The organism is Parabacteroides johnsonii DSM 18315, assembly GCF_025151045.1.
Taxonomy (GTDB): domain Bacteria; phylum Bacteroidota; class Bacteroidia; order Bacteroidales; family Tannerellaceae; genus Parabacteroides; species Parabacteroides johnsonii.
Window position 1 is genome coordinate 177,212 of the sequence record NZ_CP102285.1, and the last position, 14,337, is coordinate 191,548.

Below are 14,337 nucleotides of genomic sequence, written 5' to 3' on the forward strand. Positions count from 1 at the left end.
CTTTATCTCCTGATTGTCGCTCGTTGTTCGTTTTCCTCTTGTTCGGCAGCCATCTCCGCCTGCCTTTCTTCCGCTACCTTTTGTCCGGCATCATAACCCGTTGCGGAAGGGGCGGCTTCTTTCTTCACACTGGCTGTACGTTCCAACTCTTCCGGCAGGTTGCTGATGGCAACACGTTCGCCCGCTCTGACAAGTTTGGGCAGATACGTGTCGATCAAATGCATCGGAAATTCGGACACCGCCGTAATTCCCTTGGCTGGGTTTTCTGTCCATTTTTCCAGTGGAATGCCCAAAATCTCCGCACCCCTTGCCGCATCTTCGTTGTATAGCCGGTAACTCTTCCCCACACGGATCAGTTGCAGGGCGTCAGGGTGTTTCTCTTTGAGTTCGTCCCAGAATTTTCGATGTGCGGAAAGTGTCTCGTTTGTTTCTTCCTTCGTGCGGTTTTCCACCGCTTCGCCGACCGGTCGCTGTGTAGCTTCCTTTTCCTGTTTCTCTACGGCAGTCTCTTCCTGCGTCACCCTTTTGCGTAGCACATCGGCGAAAAGCGTGGCCGCCAGATTCCGTTTGTACTCGGCCTTATCTTCCGCTACCCACATGCGCTGCCATTGTTGCGTAGTGACGCTTCGGGGTTGCAGCTTCTTCCCGTCGATGGTTGCGACACATAAAATGCCTTCCTGTTTGGTCTTGAATACAGATACCCGCTGAATGCGGTTCAGGTCGATGTCCTGCTCTTCGGTGCTGAACAAGTCCACTTTGAGGTCGGGCTGGATTTCCGCAAGGGCATAATACTTATGCGCCAATTCCATACGCACCTTGTCGATGTTGTCCATCGCCTGCTTGAGCGTGGAGAAGAAACGGTTCACGTCCTCCTTGTCCGGGTATATGCTGTAACCGTTCTGGTTTTCGGGCTTTATGTACAGCGCCCATCGCTTCTTGTCGTCCTGAATCATCTCCGCCCGGTCGAAATTCACTTCGTTCGCCCGTCTGACTGCAGGGGACACATCCAGCGTGGAGAGCATTTCCAGCGACCAGTTTTTCAATCGGGCCAGCGTTACCTGTTTCTCGGCAAAGTATGTGTCGTCAGGTCTGTAACCCCATACGCCGTCGGGATTGAAAAAGCGCACCTTGTCGATACCTTCCTTCCGCAAAGCCCTTTCGATACGGGCTTTGTTCATGCCGGGAATCTCGTTGTCCACTTCCGGAGAAGCACCGGCAGGAAGTATCACGTCCGCCGATTTTGTGGAGGGAGCGATGACAAGAACGATGGTTTTTTCGTCCTTGTTCGGGTGCTGCCGGATTTCATCGGCCACGAAATAATGCTTGGGCAGTTGTTCCCGCATGTTCGAGGTCTGATGTCTGTTCCGCAGGGTGGCATATTCGATTTTTTCGCCCCGTTCCGCTTTGCGTATCACTTCGAGCGCATTGTTCACATCGCTTTCGAGAGCGTCTATCATATTGGGATTCTCCTTGAGTTCCCGCTGCCAGTATTCCACCGTTTTGAGGCTTTCCTCTGACAACCGGGCCGGTAGTCCCAACTCCAACATTTTGATTCCCGAAGCGATTTCCGTGACCAGCTGTTCCTGCTTGACGGCATCTTCCGAGGGGGCCATGCCGTTTTTCATCACCATACCTTCCCGTGCGAGACGCTGTTGGTGTCCGGTGGCGCTGACGATCTGCCGCAGAGCCTCCTGCACGTAATCGTGATAATGTTCGAACTCCCTTTGGCGCGGCATATAGATTGCATCGCGATCCGTCTCGTAGTGGGGGACACCGCTGCCGTCCGAACGTATCGGGACAAGATTCTCCCGCATTTTCTGTACGAAATCGTTGAAGCGGACGTGCAACCGGCGTTCGTCGGCTTCCGTGTAACCTCTTTCCACAGCACTCCCGTCCCGTTCCAGAACAGCTTCATAAAGCTCTCTGTCCGTATAGGGCAGTGTCGTCTGGTCGATGTTGAAAAGCGTGCGTATCTCCCGGTTGTGTACTCCCTTGTACTGTTTTCGTTGTTCTATGTCCAATTCAAGGTAAGCCTCCCGGCTGATGATCTCTTCCGGGTTGTTCCGGTTGACATACTTGTTCCAGTTATAGAAAAGGAAAGGTACGCCCTGCTCGTGTTCCCGAACCGATGTGCCGCGTGCCTTGGCTTCGCTGTAAAGGGTGAACAGATTGGTCTTGCACCCGTTTCTGTCCGAGTGCAATGCCATGAACAATGCGTTGAACGGGCTGGCGGATACGCCATTCGGGTAAAGCCTCGGATAACCCTTCCCCGATGCGTTGAGCCAGTGGCCTCCGGCGTTCGACGCTTCGCTTAAAGCCGTGGAAAGCAAAACTATCTGCCTTTCCTCGGCATTCTTTTCTATGGTCGATTTCTCTTTCATATTCCATTCTTTGTTGATTACAGCACTATTGGATGCCTCGTGTCCGCACGATGGTTTCCCGTTCTCCGTTATCATAGTTCTGTGAGGCAATCTGACGGAGACGGTCGCTTTGGGCGAGTACGGCGTTCGCCAGCGTGTTCAGTGGCAAAGCTCCGGCGCGATAGGCATCGGCTACGGTCTGACTAAGCTGGACGGTGCAGGGTACACGGTCTATCGTGGCGACCAGTGTACTGCCTTGCAGGGCCGGATTCACGATGCGCGGATTGAGCGGTTCGTCAGGATAGCATCTGTACTGCACATTTTTACCTGCATCGGTTCTGTTTCCCTCTGTTTGCCCCCGTCCCAATGCCTCGTGTCCTACCTTGTTCAGCAGGTTTGCCCCGCCCAGACCGATAAGCAGCATTTTCAGCAGCGGGTTCTTGATGAACATGCCCGCCACGATACTCGCTATCGGCAGCAGATTGTCTTCCAGACCCAGCGATTGCGTCTTGCCGGTGAATACACCCAGCAAAATGTCGGGTAGCATGGCCAGAATATAACCCAAATTGCCCGCTACATTGCCGATGCCGTCCAAACCCAGCGAACGGACCAACCTGTCCCAACTGTCTCCGTTGCCCTGCATAACCTGCGTTTCCGGTCGGGTTTGTTCCTCTTGCATTTTCTCTACGATAGGGGAGACAGACTGTACTTCCTTTTCGGTTTTCTCTTCTGTCTCCGTTTTCTCTTCTGGCTGTCCGTCTGCCTTGTTTTTGTATTTCGCTATCTGTTGCAGGTAGGCTTCCTCTTGTCCGGGAGCGACGACGAGCGGCACATCTTTGTATTTTTCCGTCCGTTCCCGCTCTTCTTCGGTATAATTTTTCCAAAACGGCATACCACTTCCTCCTTTCTTTATCCAATCCATAAAATCGAATGTTATGACCGGTATTTTTCTTTGCAACTGCCCGTTGGCCGTGGCTATAAGCGTATTTTCCCCGACCGGTATCATGGCGGCTTCCTTACGGAAGTCGTCGAACACGTTACGTTCGCTGCCGAACACGCCTTTGCTGATACACGCTTCGACCGGGAGCTTGTGAGGCTCTTCCTGCCCGAAATGGGAGGCGACGGCCGAGATAGCTGCGTCCGCACCGACGAACCGGGCGAACGTTCCCCATGAACCCACACCGCCCAACATGACGGTATCCGCCGACGCCCCCAACAACCAGCCTACACCTTTCTCTATCCGGGTCGGACGATAGGCGGCCTCGCCGCGTTTTTCGATCTCTTCGGCAAGCGGCGAACGGCTCAAAGTCTGCGACAGACCGAGCAGGCTCGACTGCGCCGCCTTACGGATGATGTAATCGGCCGAAGATTTGGGCATACGGTCTTTTACCAGCTTGTCGATCATCAGCTGCTCGACACGGTAATCCATATAAGCGTAGGCGAGATCGCCGCCGAGCTGTTGCGAGAGTTCATCGTATCGCTCACGACCGATTTCTTGCACGACGGTATCGCGCCACTCGCCGGCCATGTAAGCGAGATCCTGTTGCATATCTTCCGAGCCGAGAATCCGTTCCTTGCACATCTCGATATAGTCCTCCGTAGTTTTGGAGTTCCACTCACCCGTCACCTTGAGGGTCTGGTACGGATCGGCGAGCGGCTGTGCCGATGCGGTCATCATGCTAAGTATGCCGCCCAAAGAGGTGGAATATTCTTTCATCTCTTCACCTTGTTTCTCGGTCAGATAGGTCTGCGTATCTCTCATGACGGGTGCGAGATGACAGCGGAAATAGTCGCCCACAAGACGCTCTATCTCCGCGAATCGTTTGCTCTGCTTTATTCCTCCGTCCATAAACAAGTATCTTTATATCATATTTATCTGTTTCAATAGTTGCTCTTTCGTCTGCTCGATGGCGCTATGGTAAACTTCCATCTGCTTGGGAAAAAACTCTTCGAGCCATGCGTCCTTCTCGATGTTGTCCTGAATGAAGCGTATGGCTTGTTCCCGTTCGATTTCCACCGAGGCTTCCCCTTCCTCCCGGTTGTTGAACCAAGCCTTCGTCCACCAGCGTATGCCGGCCCGGTCAGGATAGACAGAAACGATTCTCGGTATGTCGAAACTTTGGATGTCGATGTCCAGTTCCGCCAGCGGGTCGATGATTCCGCTATGAGCTACGGCTTCGTCATGAAGTTTTTTTTTACCTCGCCGCTCATCGTGGAGAGGTACACCTCATGCCGCAGGGCGAGATAGTTCAAAAAATCAGCGATAAGCAGGTTCTGTACCTTGCAGGCCAGCGGCATGGCTTTGCGCCCCAATCCGAGCGGGTTGGCCATACTCGGCATGGTTTCGTAGAAATACTCTTTCATAGCCCCTATGGTGAAAATGTGGCGCAGCGACTGTTCCGTATGTTCGGGAAGCGTGTATGCACCCCGCTGCAAATCCTCCATATAGTGCGGCAGGAAGCGCAACATCAGTTCTTCTATTTCCCTCTTGTCCCGTTCATAGTCGGTTTTCAACGTCATCTCCGAGTCGGGGAAATAGTCGGTATCGTGCCCGCCGGCCTCCTGCAACGCCCGGATATTGCCGTAGAGCATCGTCAGGAACTCCAGCGGGTTGAGTTCCTCACTTTTGAAGTGTACCCCGATATGCAGTAGTTCCCCGCTCATGGCCACCGTCTGCCCGGCTCGCACGCGCTGCCCGAACTGGGCGAAGACATTGGCCAGATGGCCGTAGGTCACTTCGTACATACCGTATCGGATAGTCTGGCAAATACCGTGTGCGGAGTCGTTTCCTACACCCGACACGATACCGTCGGCCACAGCCGACAACATGTAATGCCGGACATTGAAATCAATGCCGTGATGAAAAAACTTTTCACCCGTTTGAGGGTGTTTCTGCTCGCCATAGCCGAGCGACAACTCTACGTCTTGTCCCTGCGGAGCTTCGAACGGCATACAATAACCGCTTTCGGAGTGCAGGATCATTTCTTCTGTATATTTCATCTTCTATATATTTTCGTGTTCCTATCTTCTCATACCCCCGCTTTGGGTTTGTTCTTCCGTGGAGATGGTCGGCATCTGTACCCTCGATAGCTGCTCTGCACTCGGAGCACGGACGATTCCGGCATTATTGCCGATAAGCATCATGCCCAGCAGCGCACCGGCGATCTTACCTAACCAGCCGAAACGCCCGAATACAAGGAATGCGGCGGCTACCAGTCCTACGATGTTCAACCCCGACACATTGCCCCGTCCGAGATTGCGTAAGAAACCGCCGAGCATGTCGAACAGACCGCCACCGGAGGTCTCCCGCAGAAAATTCGACACCCCATTCAGTTTCGAGTCGATACCGGCCACTGCATTGCCCGCTGCTTCAATCGTCTCTCCGGCTTTCTCTTTCAGCTCTTTCACACTCTCTCCCGTACCGGCAAGGGCATCTGTGGCGGACTTGCCGACCACAGCCTCGCTGACGATTCGTGCGACACTCTTGTCCGTGGTCAGTTTCTCCCAGCCCACATATCCGACGGCAGCACCGGCCGTAGCGGTCTTGACCGCTTGACCCGTATTCCGGAGGGTCTGGGCCGGGTTCAATACCGCCTTGCCGACGGCTTTCCCGGTAGCTGACGTGGCGCTACCGACACCCTTGACGGTCTTGCCGCCATATTTCAATACTGTACTCCAAAATCCCATATTCTTGCTTTTTAAGGTCTTACATTTCTTCCGTTCTGCCGCCAACGCCTTTGGGCGGCTTTCACGATGTCTTGTTTGTCAACCACGGGACGCGCCCCCTCGTCGATTTCCCGCCAGATGTCGCCCAGCGACGTGTATTTCACCGCCTTGGTCAGCCGTTGCAGTGTCTTGTTCATCATCTGGAGCTTCGGGCGAATGCCGAATACGACCTCCATACGTTCCTTTTCGGTCATTTTGTTGTCCGAAAGACAGGCCGTGCGGATGTCGTTTACAATCTCCACGCTGTTCAATATCATTTCACGATAGATCTTGTTCCGCCGGGTAGAGAGAGCGACGGCCAGCGCATGGGTGCTATGACGGCTCAACTGGTCGGAAAAATCCCCCATGTTGTCGGTCAGCCTCGATATTTCGTGATAAAAACCGTAAATCTGGGCCGCATAGCAGACAATCGAGCGAAAGGAGTTCAGATAATTGTTGAACTCCCGTTGCAAGTCGGTTGTGGCTTTCACTTCCTCTTTCGTCCATATATGTCCCGTAGTTTGCATCAGCATTACCTTCTCCTGATTCTTCAATTCCTTTTCCGCCTTGTCGGTGTAGAGAAGTATCATACCGGCAAGCACGGGATCGTTCTGCGCCTGCACCTTGAAAATGCCGGCACACAATAGCAGAAACCCTATGATAATTATCCGTTTCATCGTCCCATGCGTTTTAATGTACGACGGCTGCCGCCCTACGCCAGCGGGACATGGCCATACGTGCCACCTCGCCGTTGTTGCGGTCGATCATGCCCGCCGTTATGTTGTTCCACACGTCGTTCAGCGTATAATACCGGATACTTAGGTAGAGCAGGTGCAGCTTGCGGCTGAAAGCAGACAGCTTGTCGTTCAGCGCCCATAAGGTCTTGGAGCGTTCCGCACCCGTGAGCATGTTTTCCGTCCCGCCTTTGGCAACCGCATCATTCAGCAGCGTGAATACGGACACCAGTTCCGTGGCCGTCTCGATATAGAGGTTATTCATGCCTATACTGGCGGCAATGCCCTGCGGATTGTTTTGAATTGCCTTGCCGAGTTTGCCCAACGTGAGGAAAATCCGCACGCCGTCATTGTACAAGTGCGTGCAGGCTTTCAGCGAGGAAGCGTAACCGTTCGCTGTTTTCAGGTAACTGTTGTACTGCTTTTCCCACTGGTGTATGCGGTTGAACTCGGCTGCAATGGTATTTTGCATCAGGGCCGTCTGGGTTTGTCCCTTGATTTGTTTCTCGATCTGCCCGTTTATCACCTCGTTGCCTTCGGCCAGCGCCACCCATTCCAAAGGGTTGGAAGCGGCAATCTGCGCCTTTGCCCATTGCGGCAGCAGGCAGAGGAGGACGGCGGACAGACTCAAACTAATGATTCGTAATTTCATATATTCCCTTTTTTCGTTTGTTGTATTCGACCCGTTCACGGATAAGCGAAACGATGTCGTTTTCGTGCCTTATGCCGATCAGGTCGAGTCTCGGCGAGCTTCGGTCCGTCGAGAGGAGGCTTACCGTTTTCAGACCGCAAAGCTGCTGCATGAGACTTTGATGTTCCTGAAAATCTATTATACGGTACAGCTCCATGTAATTGACCTTACGGCAGAAAAGCCCGTGTTCGCTGACAAGCTGCTCCCTGCCGACCCGGTAACGTATCCGACGCAGGCAAGCGAAACGGTATGCCAGCGCAAGGAGCAGGAACAGAGAAACGGCGGCCGCCATAGCACCCAGAGGCATATCCTCTATGCCACCGTACACCAATCCCGCCGCACAAATCGCCATCAACGGCAGCTCGTCGATGACGAACTGCCCGGCGTGCGGTCGCAGGACGATATTCCGGTCGTTTGGTATGGGGTGTGACGTGTTCATCGGCGAAAATGTGTTTGTCGTTCCTGCTCGGTCTTTTCCTCTTTCTCCGACTCCTGACTGATGGTCTCTTCGCGGTTCTGTTCAGCTAAAAGTTGCGCACTCCAGCTCGTATGGCGATAATCCGCCTCTTCACAGATCATGGCGACATCATGTTCCTTGTCGATACCGAGGAAGTCCCGCAACTTCTCACGGAACTCCCGGTAACACTTTCTCATGGTATCCATCTGCTCCTGCACGTCTTCCGGGGCGCACAGCCCGCTCGAACGCATCGACATAGCCTCTTCTCGCTCGGCGTCGAACCGTATGCAGCTCTCTTGCAAACCACCTTTGGGCAGCAGATAAAATTCCCCTTCGTTCAGATCTCCGCCTTCCGGTATGGAATCGAGGTATGGTTTCCTCTCCGGTGTCTCCTCGATGGCGGAACGCACTGTACGGTATGTTTCTTTTTGCAGTTTTCGGGCGAAATTCCATCCTTCCCGGTCGTTGTTGAAACAGATATGTTGCATGGCAGGAATGGTAAGTTCAAGCACACCCCGCATCTGTCTTTCGGTAGGCTTGCCGTCCGTCGAGACGAAGACCGCCTTTCGCAGTTCTTGGTGTTGCGCCTGATGAAGCTGGTAATAGGTCATTGCGTTGTAGGCGTTCTCGAACCAGTAGATATGTTTGGCTTCCGAAAGAGGTGTCCGGTCAGGGCTGGCAATCCATAATCCTTTGCTCGGATTGTTTCCCTCGGCCATCTCTTTGTCGTTGCCGTCTATGCTTGTGTGCTCCTGCACCTCGAAGCCTACGACAGTCCCATCATTTTGAGGCAAGGTCTGCGGAAAAACGAGATGGGCGTGTACCGTGTCGTCCGCCCCGTGTCTCACCGCCAGACAAAAATTCCGGTAAAAGGCTTGCTGCGTACAGAAGTCGAAACCCCGGTTCTCGAAATAGGGAGCGAATTTCTTCTGTGTCCCCTCGTCCTGCGGGTCGAACTTGTACAGAACATAGTCTGCGATGTCAAACGGGCGAATGTCCTGCTTGGGCTGTACGATCAGTTTCTCGCGTTCCTCGATGGGGAGGTTCAGCAGGCGGCTGCAAACGAGGTTCACCAGCCGGTTCGGGTCTATACCCTCGCGGTACTCCGCAAAAAGCTGCGGGTGTTCCTTGATGAACGAAACAACATTGTATTCCTTCTGTCGGGGCGGCTGTAAACAGCATTTTCCCTGCTGCGTTATGATGAATTTGTCGCCTCGGATACGTCGTCCTTCGCTGTCCGTGCGGACGAACGAGGGAAGGCGCAGCCCGAAGCGTCGGTTTTGGCGATAACCGGCGTCGAGCAATACATCTCGGATGTCGAGCCTTTGTAAAAAATCACTGTATGTCAGTTCCTTGTCATTCATTGTCTTATCCTTAATCGTTTTATGTAGGGTATGCTGCATGGTCATCGGTGGAAACGTGCCTGCCGTTCCTGTTCGGGTTCTTCCTCTCTGGCCGGTTCTACGTGAGCCGATTCTTGCAGCTTGATCTTCGCCAAAAGCTGTTCGTTCCAATCCTTGTAACCGTCTGCGGCCGGTTCATACAAAATACATTTTTGAAGGGTCGAACCGGAGACCGAATAGCCCCGGATCACGTCTTCGATAGCAGACAGATTTTCTCTCATTCTTTCAAGTTCCTCCCCGCTTGCTCCCTCGGCACAAGCCGCCTCGTACTCGTCTATACAGGTCATCTTCATCTCTTGTAAATACCCGTCGCCAATACCCAAGTCATCATGAACCACTTCTTTTTTATTTATAGGCTCTTTCACGGGATTTATGCCCAGTGTTGCGGTTATGAGTTGAAAATCGAATGGTTCGAGGTTCATTTCGCATTGCAGGTTCTCGTTGATGAGCCGGATAACCAACATGTTGTTTTTCGACAGCTTACTGGTGAACACCTTACCGGCATGGGTAAGTGCGAAGTTGATGGCGTACACCTGTCCGGCACGGTCACGGTCGAAGCAGAGGTGATGTGTGGCATGGGGAGCGGCTTCGATCACGCTTTTGAATTGCTGTTGTCCCGCCGCTCCTCCGGTCGAAACAAAAACCGCTTTTCTCAAATCCTTGTTCTCCCTCTGGTGAAGTTGGTAATAGGCCATTGCGTCGTAAGCGCTCTCGAACCAGTAGATATGCTTGGCCTCCGGAAGAGAGGTTCGGGCAGGGCTGGCAATCCACAGTCCTTCGCTCGAATTACTGCCCTCTGCCTTGCCTTTGTAGCTGCCGCTGCCGTCCATTTTCGCGCGTCCCCGTTCCTCGAAGCCTACGATTGTACCGTCACCTTTGGGCAGGGTCAACGGAAACGAAAGGTTCGTATAAGCTGCCCCGTCCTCACGGTGTTTCGTCGCCAGATAAAAGTCGCGATGGAAGGCATACTGTGTGTAGAGGTCGATACCCCGGTTCTTGAAATAGGGATAGAACTTCTTTTGCGTTGCACGGTCCTGCGGGTTGAACTTGTGCAGGTCGTAGTTCGTTATATCGAATGGCGGAATGTCCCGTTTGGGCTGGATTATCCGTGTTGTCCGGTCTTCGATGGGGTGGTTCAGCAGGCGGTTGCAAACGAGGTTTACCAGACGGTCGAGAGACATACCTACTCGGTACTCCGAGAAGAAATGCGGGTGTTCCTTGATGAACGAGATGATGTTATAGACTCTCTGTTGTTGCGCTTGAAAGCAGCACTTTCCCTGTTGCGTCACGATGAATTTATCACCACGGATACGCCGCCCGTCGCTATCGATGCGCACGTAGGACGGGTAGCGCAGTCCGTCGCGGCGGTTCAGGTGATAGCCTGCGTCGATCAGCACTTCTTGAATATTCAGCCTTTGCAGAAAATCGTCGTAAGTAAGTTCTCCTTCTCTCATGATTGTTTATCTCCCCATTCTCATATCGTTTATTTCACGGTTCATTTCGGCCTCGAAATTCCGTATCGCTACATCTCTCGGCGTATCGACGCCGGGTTTGAAATAAGGGCGGGGCGGGCCGCCGTAATGTCCTCCGTAGAACTCCGGCCCGTGGTGATGGTGACGCAGGCCGTGAGCGACTCCCGATGCGACCACTGCGCCGGCAGTGAGGGCGGCGAAAATCTTCACGCCGAGTCCCCGCTGCGCCTCCGGGTGCGTCTTCATATCCACTTCGCTGAAAATCTTCGAGAAGAGTTTCATTCGGTGGTAATCGTCCACCGCAAAGAATTTGTCGTAATCCTTTTGGCTGATTTCGTGGCTGATGACCTGCCCGTCGATGACGGCTGTCATCTTGTACGTCCCTTCTGTTTGAGACGGATGTACGGTGATTTCGCCGACCTCGACCTCTCGGCCGTGAGCCCCTTCCCGATACCAGCCTTTGTTTTCCTTGATGTACTGCAAGTCCCGGCCGTCTATCGTGGCTCCGTACTCATGCCCGATAAAGGTTGTCTGTTCGTAGTTTCCCTCTTTTTGAGTTTCATACTCCAACGGAGCGAGGATTTCCTGCTCCTGCTGTTGCCGTTGCACCAGTTCTTGCTGAACTTCCGGGTGCAGGCCGATTCCGATACGTTGTTCGCTGTTCAAAGCCTCTATGCTTACTCGGTCGGCAAAATCTCCTTTGATGACTTCATTCAGGACTTCCAGACGTTTTTCAATAGGTTGGTCTTTGAGAGAATTGGAAGTCAGTGTCGCAACTTCCGCTTCCGTCAGGTCATAGACCATATCGGCCGGAACCTTTTCGGACTGGACGGTCAGTGTTCGCGCCTGCTCATCGACGATAAGACCATGCGAGGCAAGGCACTCCTGCCATTTCTCATTGGAGAAATAGACCGAAGAGGTAATCAACTCTTTATAAGGACGTGCCGGTTCTGTACTTCTCGGACGGCTTACCAGCGGTGTGATGACCGTTTGCAGGTTTTGCAGGACATCGGTCTGCTGCATCGGTTGCTGCGCCGTCTGTACCGGTTGTCCGCCTTTGTAATAGAAGCCGTAACCGCCCGATTGCATCTCTCCGGGCTTCATGCGTCTGTCCCAGCGTTCGGGAACGACGGGAGCACCCGGATAAAACAGTTGGCCGCCGACCCTTCGTAAATGAAAACCCCACTGGTGGCGGGGTGTCCAGCCCAAAAACGGAGGAGGCATACCCAGACGTCCGACACGCCCGTACTCGCCGATACCGATACGGTAGCCGTGTAGCCCCATAGCGACACGACCGTTCGCATTACGGGCATGGACGAAATTCTTGGGCAGATAGAAATCCTTGCCTACGATACTCGTGAACACGTTATAGGCTTTCTTGTTGGCTGTATTGGTTCCCCAGTCTGTTAGGGCCAACATCTGACGTTCGGTAATGGCGTAGGTCAGCAGCGGCGAATCGTGGCCTTGCACGACAAGTCGATAGCCTGTGCCGTCGCTGACGATATGGGCCTGCATTCCGTTACGCATCAATATCTGTTGCATTTCTGGCTGCAAGTCCATTGCCCGTGGATTGGTATTTTTTCGTATCGCCATAGTCTTTCAGGATAAGATGATTTTATGCGTTCCCGGCTTCCATAGCCGCTTCTAATTGCTCGTCCTTGTAATGGACGAACTCGGCGGCTGATTCGTTGCCGATCATGAGGCTGCGCTCTTCGCAATAGCGCGTGTATTCTTCCTGCCATTCGGCGGAGAAATGGTTGACGTAATCGAGCCAGCCGTATTCGCCCCGTTCTATCTTCTCGACGAGGACGTCTTCTGGATAATATTGGTGTTGTGCCATATTTGCGGATAATTAAATGGTTATTTGTGAAGAGCCGCCGCGCGGTTGCGTTCGCCGCTCTTTTTCTGTTCGTTCCACAACTCTTCGGTATATTCCTCTTCGGGAACATAATCGAGGTTGCCGTCATCGTCCATGATCCAGCAGCCATACACGCCGAAAGTGTATTTGTCCCATTCGCGCTTGGATTGTTCCCGCCATTTCTGCCCGTCTCCCGAACAGAAGCGGATGCCCGTCTTGCTGTTCAGGTCGATACCGACCGTAATCGGTTCGTCGTTTATCACCAAGGTCTGTGGATTGCCTTCCTGCATATCTTTGATTTCCACAGAGCTCAGATGCAGCTCTTCGGCCAGAACTTGCAGGTTGCGCCCTATGATGGGTGTGGGAACGGACATCACCTGATTCGTCTCCGGGTCAATCTGCACGAATACCTTGCTGTGCCGTCCGTCCGCCGTTTCCGTATCGGCAATGATAGCCTTGCCTGCGAGTAGCTGCTTCTGTTGGGCTTCGTCGTATTTCTCCAACGGCGAGGATTTCAAAGCGGGGTAGAACATCACGTCCGGCTGTCCATCGTCCCTGCGGATAAAGACGAAGCGGGTGCGACTCTCGACCTGCTCTCCATTTTCGTCGCGGACACGGACGGGCAGCACCGGAGAGTGCCTTCCTTGGCAAAGATCTTCCAGAACGCGCATCGGCAAATCTTCGATCATCTCTTGTGTAAGACCGAACCGGGCCAGTGTTGAAAAGGGTAATTCCTCTAACTCAAATCGTACTTGTTTCATACTCTATTATCATATTATAATTATACTCTGCAAATATAGAATCTTTTCATTCTGTCAAGCAAAAAACGATTGATATTAGTTGATTACAAGGCATAAATTTTATCTTTTAAGTATGATATTATCGAAATAATCATACTTAAAACTTCTTTTTTAGCATATTTTGGTGAGAAAAAGGAACTGGAGGTTCTTATCTTCGAAAGAGCTTGTTATTTTTGCCGCATGAGAAAAAAGTTACTGGTTATGATGTCGGGTATTGCACTCGCCGTGATACCCTCCCAAGCGCAATTCAACACCGTTACAACTATGCCGAACAGGTACAAGGTGGAAGTCGTTTCTTCGAATACCGATACGACGGCGGTCTGGTATGGAAAGACGGCTGCCGCACAAGACACGCCGGCAGGCAACGACACATCTGTATCGTCCGATAATATCGGCAAAAAGGTATGGGTGGAACGTTATTTGAGCGTATGTTATCCGCTACGGCATATAAAAATCAATTCCGGCTACGGCTACCGCAAAGACCCGCTTACGGGCAAGAAAAAGTTTCATAACGGACTCGATCTGCACGCCAGAGGGGATGAAGTGCTGGCCATGATGGAAGGGGTGGTCGTTAAAGTTGGGCAAGACAAGGCTTCCGGCAAGTATGTGACCTTGCAGCATGGCGGCTATACGGTCAGCTATTGCCACCTCTCGCAGATTCGTACCGTCAAAGGAGCAGCCGTTTATCCGCGCGATATAGTCGGCATTACCGGTTCGACAGGACGCAGTACCGGCGAACACCTGCACATCACCTGCAAACTGAACGGCAAAAGTGTCGATCCGTTACTGCTGCTGAATTATATAAAATCTACGCAAAAAGAATGCGTGGCGGCGTTGGCCGAACTGCAATAAGTAAG

The 14,337-nt window shown here is 52.7% G+C and carries 14 protein-coding genes; 1 reads left to right on the plus strand and 13 read right to left on the minus strand.

All coding sequences use genetic code 11. The annotated features are described in order from the left end of the window. Positions 1-2: 2 nt before the first annotated feature. From NQ564_RS00875 to NQ564_RS00935, 13 genes are read right to left on the minus strand one after another with little or no spacing between them, the layout of a single operon-like run. On the minus strand, positions 3-2,381 hold the full coding sequence (locus tag NQ564_RS00875) for a MutS N-terminal domain-containing protein (RefSeq protein WP_008152055.1): 2,379 nt from the start codon (positions 2,379-2,381) through the stop codon (positions 3-5). Positions 2,382-2,406: 25 nt separating this feature from the next. Then, positions 2,407-4,209 (minus strand): hypothetical protein, encoded by a 1,803-nt coding sequence (locus NQ564_RS00880; protein WP_008152053.1) that lies wholly within the window; start codon positions 4,207-4,209, stop codon positions 2,407-2,409. Between the two features lie 12 nt (positions 4,210-4,221). Further along, complete coding sequence (locus NQ564_RS00885; RefSeq protein ID WP_081450239.1) at positions 4,222-4,506, minus strand: hypothetical protein; 285 nt, start codon at positions 4,504-4,506, stop codon at positions 4,222-4,224. 23 nt (positions 4,507-4,529) lie between these two features. Further along, complete coding sequence (locus NQ564_RS00890; protein WP_129649699.1) at positions 4,530-5,360, minus strand: M23 family metallopeptidase; 831 nt, start codon at positions 5,358-5,360, stop codon at positions 4,530-4,532. A 21-nt stretch (positions 5,361-5,381) separates the two neighbouring features. Then, a complete protein-coding gene (locus NQ564_RS00895) occupies positions 5,382-6,047 on the minus strand; it encodes a hypothetical protein (RefSeq protein WP_008152047.1) in 666 nt (221 codons plus the stop codon). Positions 6,048-6,058: 11 nt separating this feature from the next. After that, a complete protein-coding gene (locus NQ564_RS00900; RefSeq protein WP_008152046.1) occupies positions 6,059-6,742 on the minus strand; it encodes a hypothetical protein in 684 nt (227 codons plus the stop codon). A gap of 13 nt (positions 6,743-6,755) precedes the next feature. After that, positions 6,756-7,451 (minus strand): hypothetical protein, encoded by a 696-nt coding sequence (locus NQ564_RS00905; protein WP_008152043.1) that lies wholly within the window; start codon positions 7,449-7,451, stop codon positions 6,756-6,758. After that, positions 7,432-7,929, minus strand: a complete 498-nt coding sequence (locus tag NQ564_RS00910) for a PH domain-containing protein (protein WP_008152042.1) — start codon at positions 7,927-7,929, stop codon at positions 7,432-7,434. The genes NQ564_RS00905 and NQ564_RS00910 overlap by 20 nt, the downstream gene beginning before the upstream one ends. After that, positions 7,926-9,311 carry a toprim domain-containing protein gene (locus NQ564_RS00915; protein WP_039848405.1) on the minus strand — a complete coding sequence of 462 codons (1,386 nt, stop codon included), beginning with the start codon at positions 9,309-9,311 and terminating at the stop codon, positions 7,926-7,928. The genes NQ564_RS00910 and NQ564_RS00915 overlap by 4 nt, the downstream gene beginning before the upstream one ends. A 41-nt stretch (positions 9,312-9,352) precedes the next feature. Beyond that, positions 9,353-10,804: a toprim domain-containing protein gene (locus NQ564_RS00920; RefSeq protein ID WP_008152038.1), complete on the minus strand. Its 1,452-nt coding sequence runs from the start codon at positions 10,802-10,804 to the stop codon at positions 9,353-9,355. Positions 10,805-10,810: 6 nt separating this feature from the next. After that, positions 10,811-12,415 carry a hypothetical protein gene (locus NQ564_RS00925; protein ID WP_008152036.1) on the minus strand — a complete coding sequence of 535 codons (1,605 nt, stop codon included), beginning with the start codon at positions 12,413-12,415 and terminating at the stop codon, positions 10,811-10,813. 22 nt (positions 12,416-12,437) lie between these two features. Beyond that, positions 12,438-12,662, minus strand: a complete 225-nt coding sequence (locus tag NQ564_RS00930) for a hypothetical protein (protein ID WP_008152034.1) — start codon at positions 12,660-12,662, stop codon at positions 12,438-12,440. Positions 12,663-12,682: 20 nt separating this feature from the next. Next, a complete protein-coding gene (locus NQ564_RS00935) occupies positions 12,683-13,441 on the minus strand; it encodes a DUF4099 domain-containing protein (protein WP_008152032.1) in 759 nt (252 codons plus the stop codon). 219 nt (positions 13,442-13,660) lie between these two features. Between NQ564_RS00935 and NQ564_RS00940 the strand changes: the two genes are divergently transcribed. After that, positions 13,661-14,332: a M23 family metallopeptidase gene (locus tag NQ564_RS00940; RefSeq protein WP_008152030.1), complete on the plus strand. Its 672-nt coding sequence runs from the start codon at positions 13,661-13,663 to the stop codon at positions 14,330-14,332. The last annotated feature ends 5 nt before the right edge of the window (positions 14,333-14,337 follow it).

Excerpts from the sequence above, each read along its gene's own strand:
- NQ564_RS00875 (WP_008152055.1), bottom strand. The coding sequence starts at position 2,381 with ATGAAAGAGAAATCGACCATAGAAAAGAATGCCGAGGAAAGGCAGATA.
- NQ564_RS00880 (WP_008152053.1), bottom strand. The coding sequence starts at position 4,209 with ATGGACGGAGGAATAAAGCAGAGCAAACGATTCGCGGAGATAGAGCGT.
- NQ564_RS00890 (WP_129649699.1), bottom strand. The coding sequence starts at position 5,360 with ATGAAATATACAGAAGAAATGATCCTGCACTCCGAAAGCGGTTATTGT.
- NQ564_RS00895 (WP_008152047.1), bottom strand. The coding sequence starts at position 6,047 with ATGGGATTTTGGAGTACAGTATTGAAATATGGCGGCAAGACCGTCAAG.
- NQ564_RS00900 (WP_008152046.1), bottom strand. The coding sequence starts at position 6,742 with ATGAAACGGATAATTATCATAGGGTTTCTGCTATTGTGTGCCGGCATT.
- NQ564_RS00905 (WP_008152043.1), bottom strand. The coding sequence starts at position 7,451 with ATGAAATTACGAATCATTAGTTTGAGTCTGTCCGCCGTCCTCCTCTGC.
- NQ564_RS00910 (WP_008152042.1), bottom strand. The coding sequence starts at position 7,929 with ATGAACACGTCACACCCCATACCAAACGACCGGAATATCGTCCTGCGA.
- NQ564_RS00915 (WP_039848405.1), bottom strand. The coding sequence starts at position 9,311 with ATGAATGACAAGGAACTGACATACAGTGATTTTTTACAAAGGCTCGAC.
- NQ564_RS00920 (WP_008152038.1), bottom strand. The coding sequence starts at position 10,804 with ATGAGAGAAGGAGAACTTACTTACGACGATTTTCTGCAAAGGCTGAAT.
- NQ564_RS00925 (WP_008152036.1), bottom strand. The coding sequence starts at position 12,415 with ATGGCGATACGAAAAAATACCAATCCACGGGCAATGGACTTGCAGCCA.
- NQ564_RS00930 (WP_008152034.1), bottom strand. The coding sequence starts at position 12,662 with ATGGCACAACACCAATATTATCCAGAAGACGTCCTCGTCGAGAAGATA.
- NQ564_RS00935 (WP_008152032.1), bottom strand. The coding sequence starts at position 13,441 with ATGAAACAAGTACGATTTGAGTTAGAGGAATTACCCTTTTCAACACTG.
- NQ564_RS00940 (WP_008152030.1), top strand. The coding sequence starts at position 13,661 with ATGAGAAAAAAGTTACTGGTTATGATGTCGGGTATTGCACTCGCCGTG.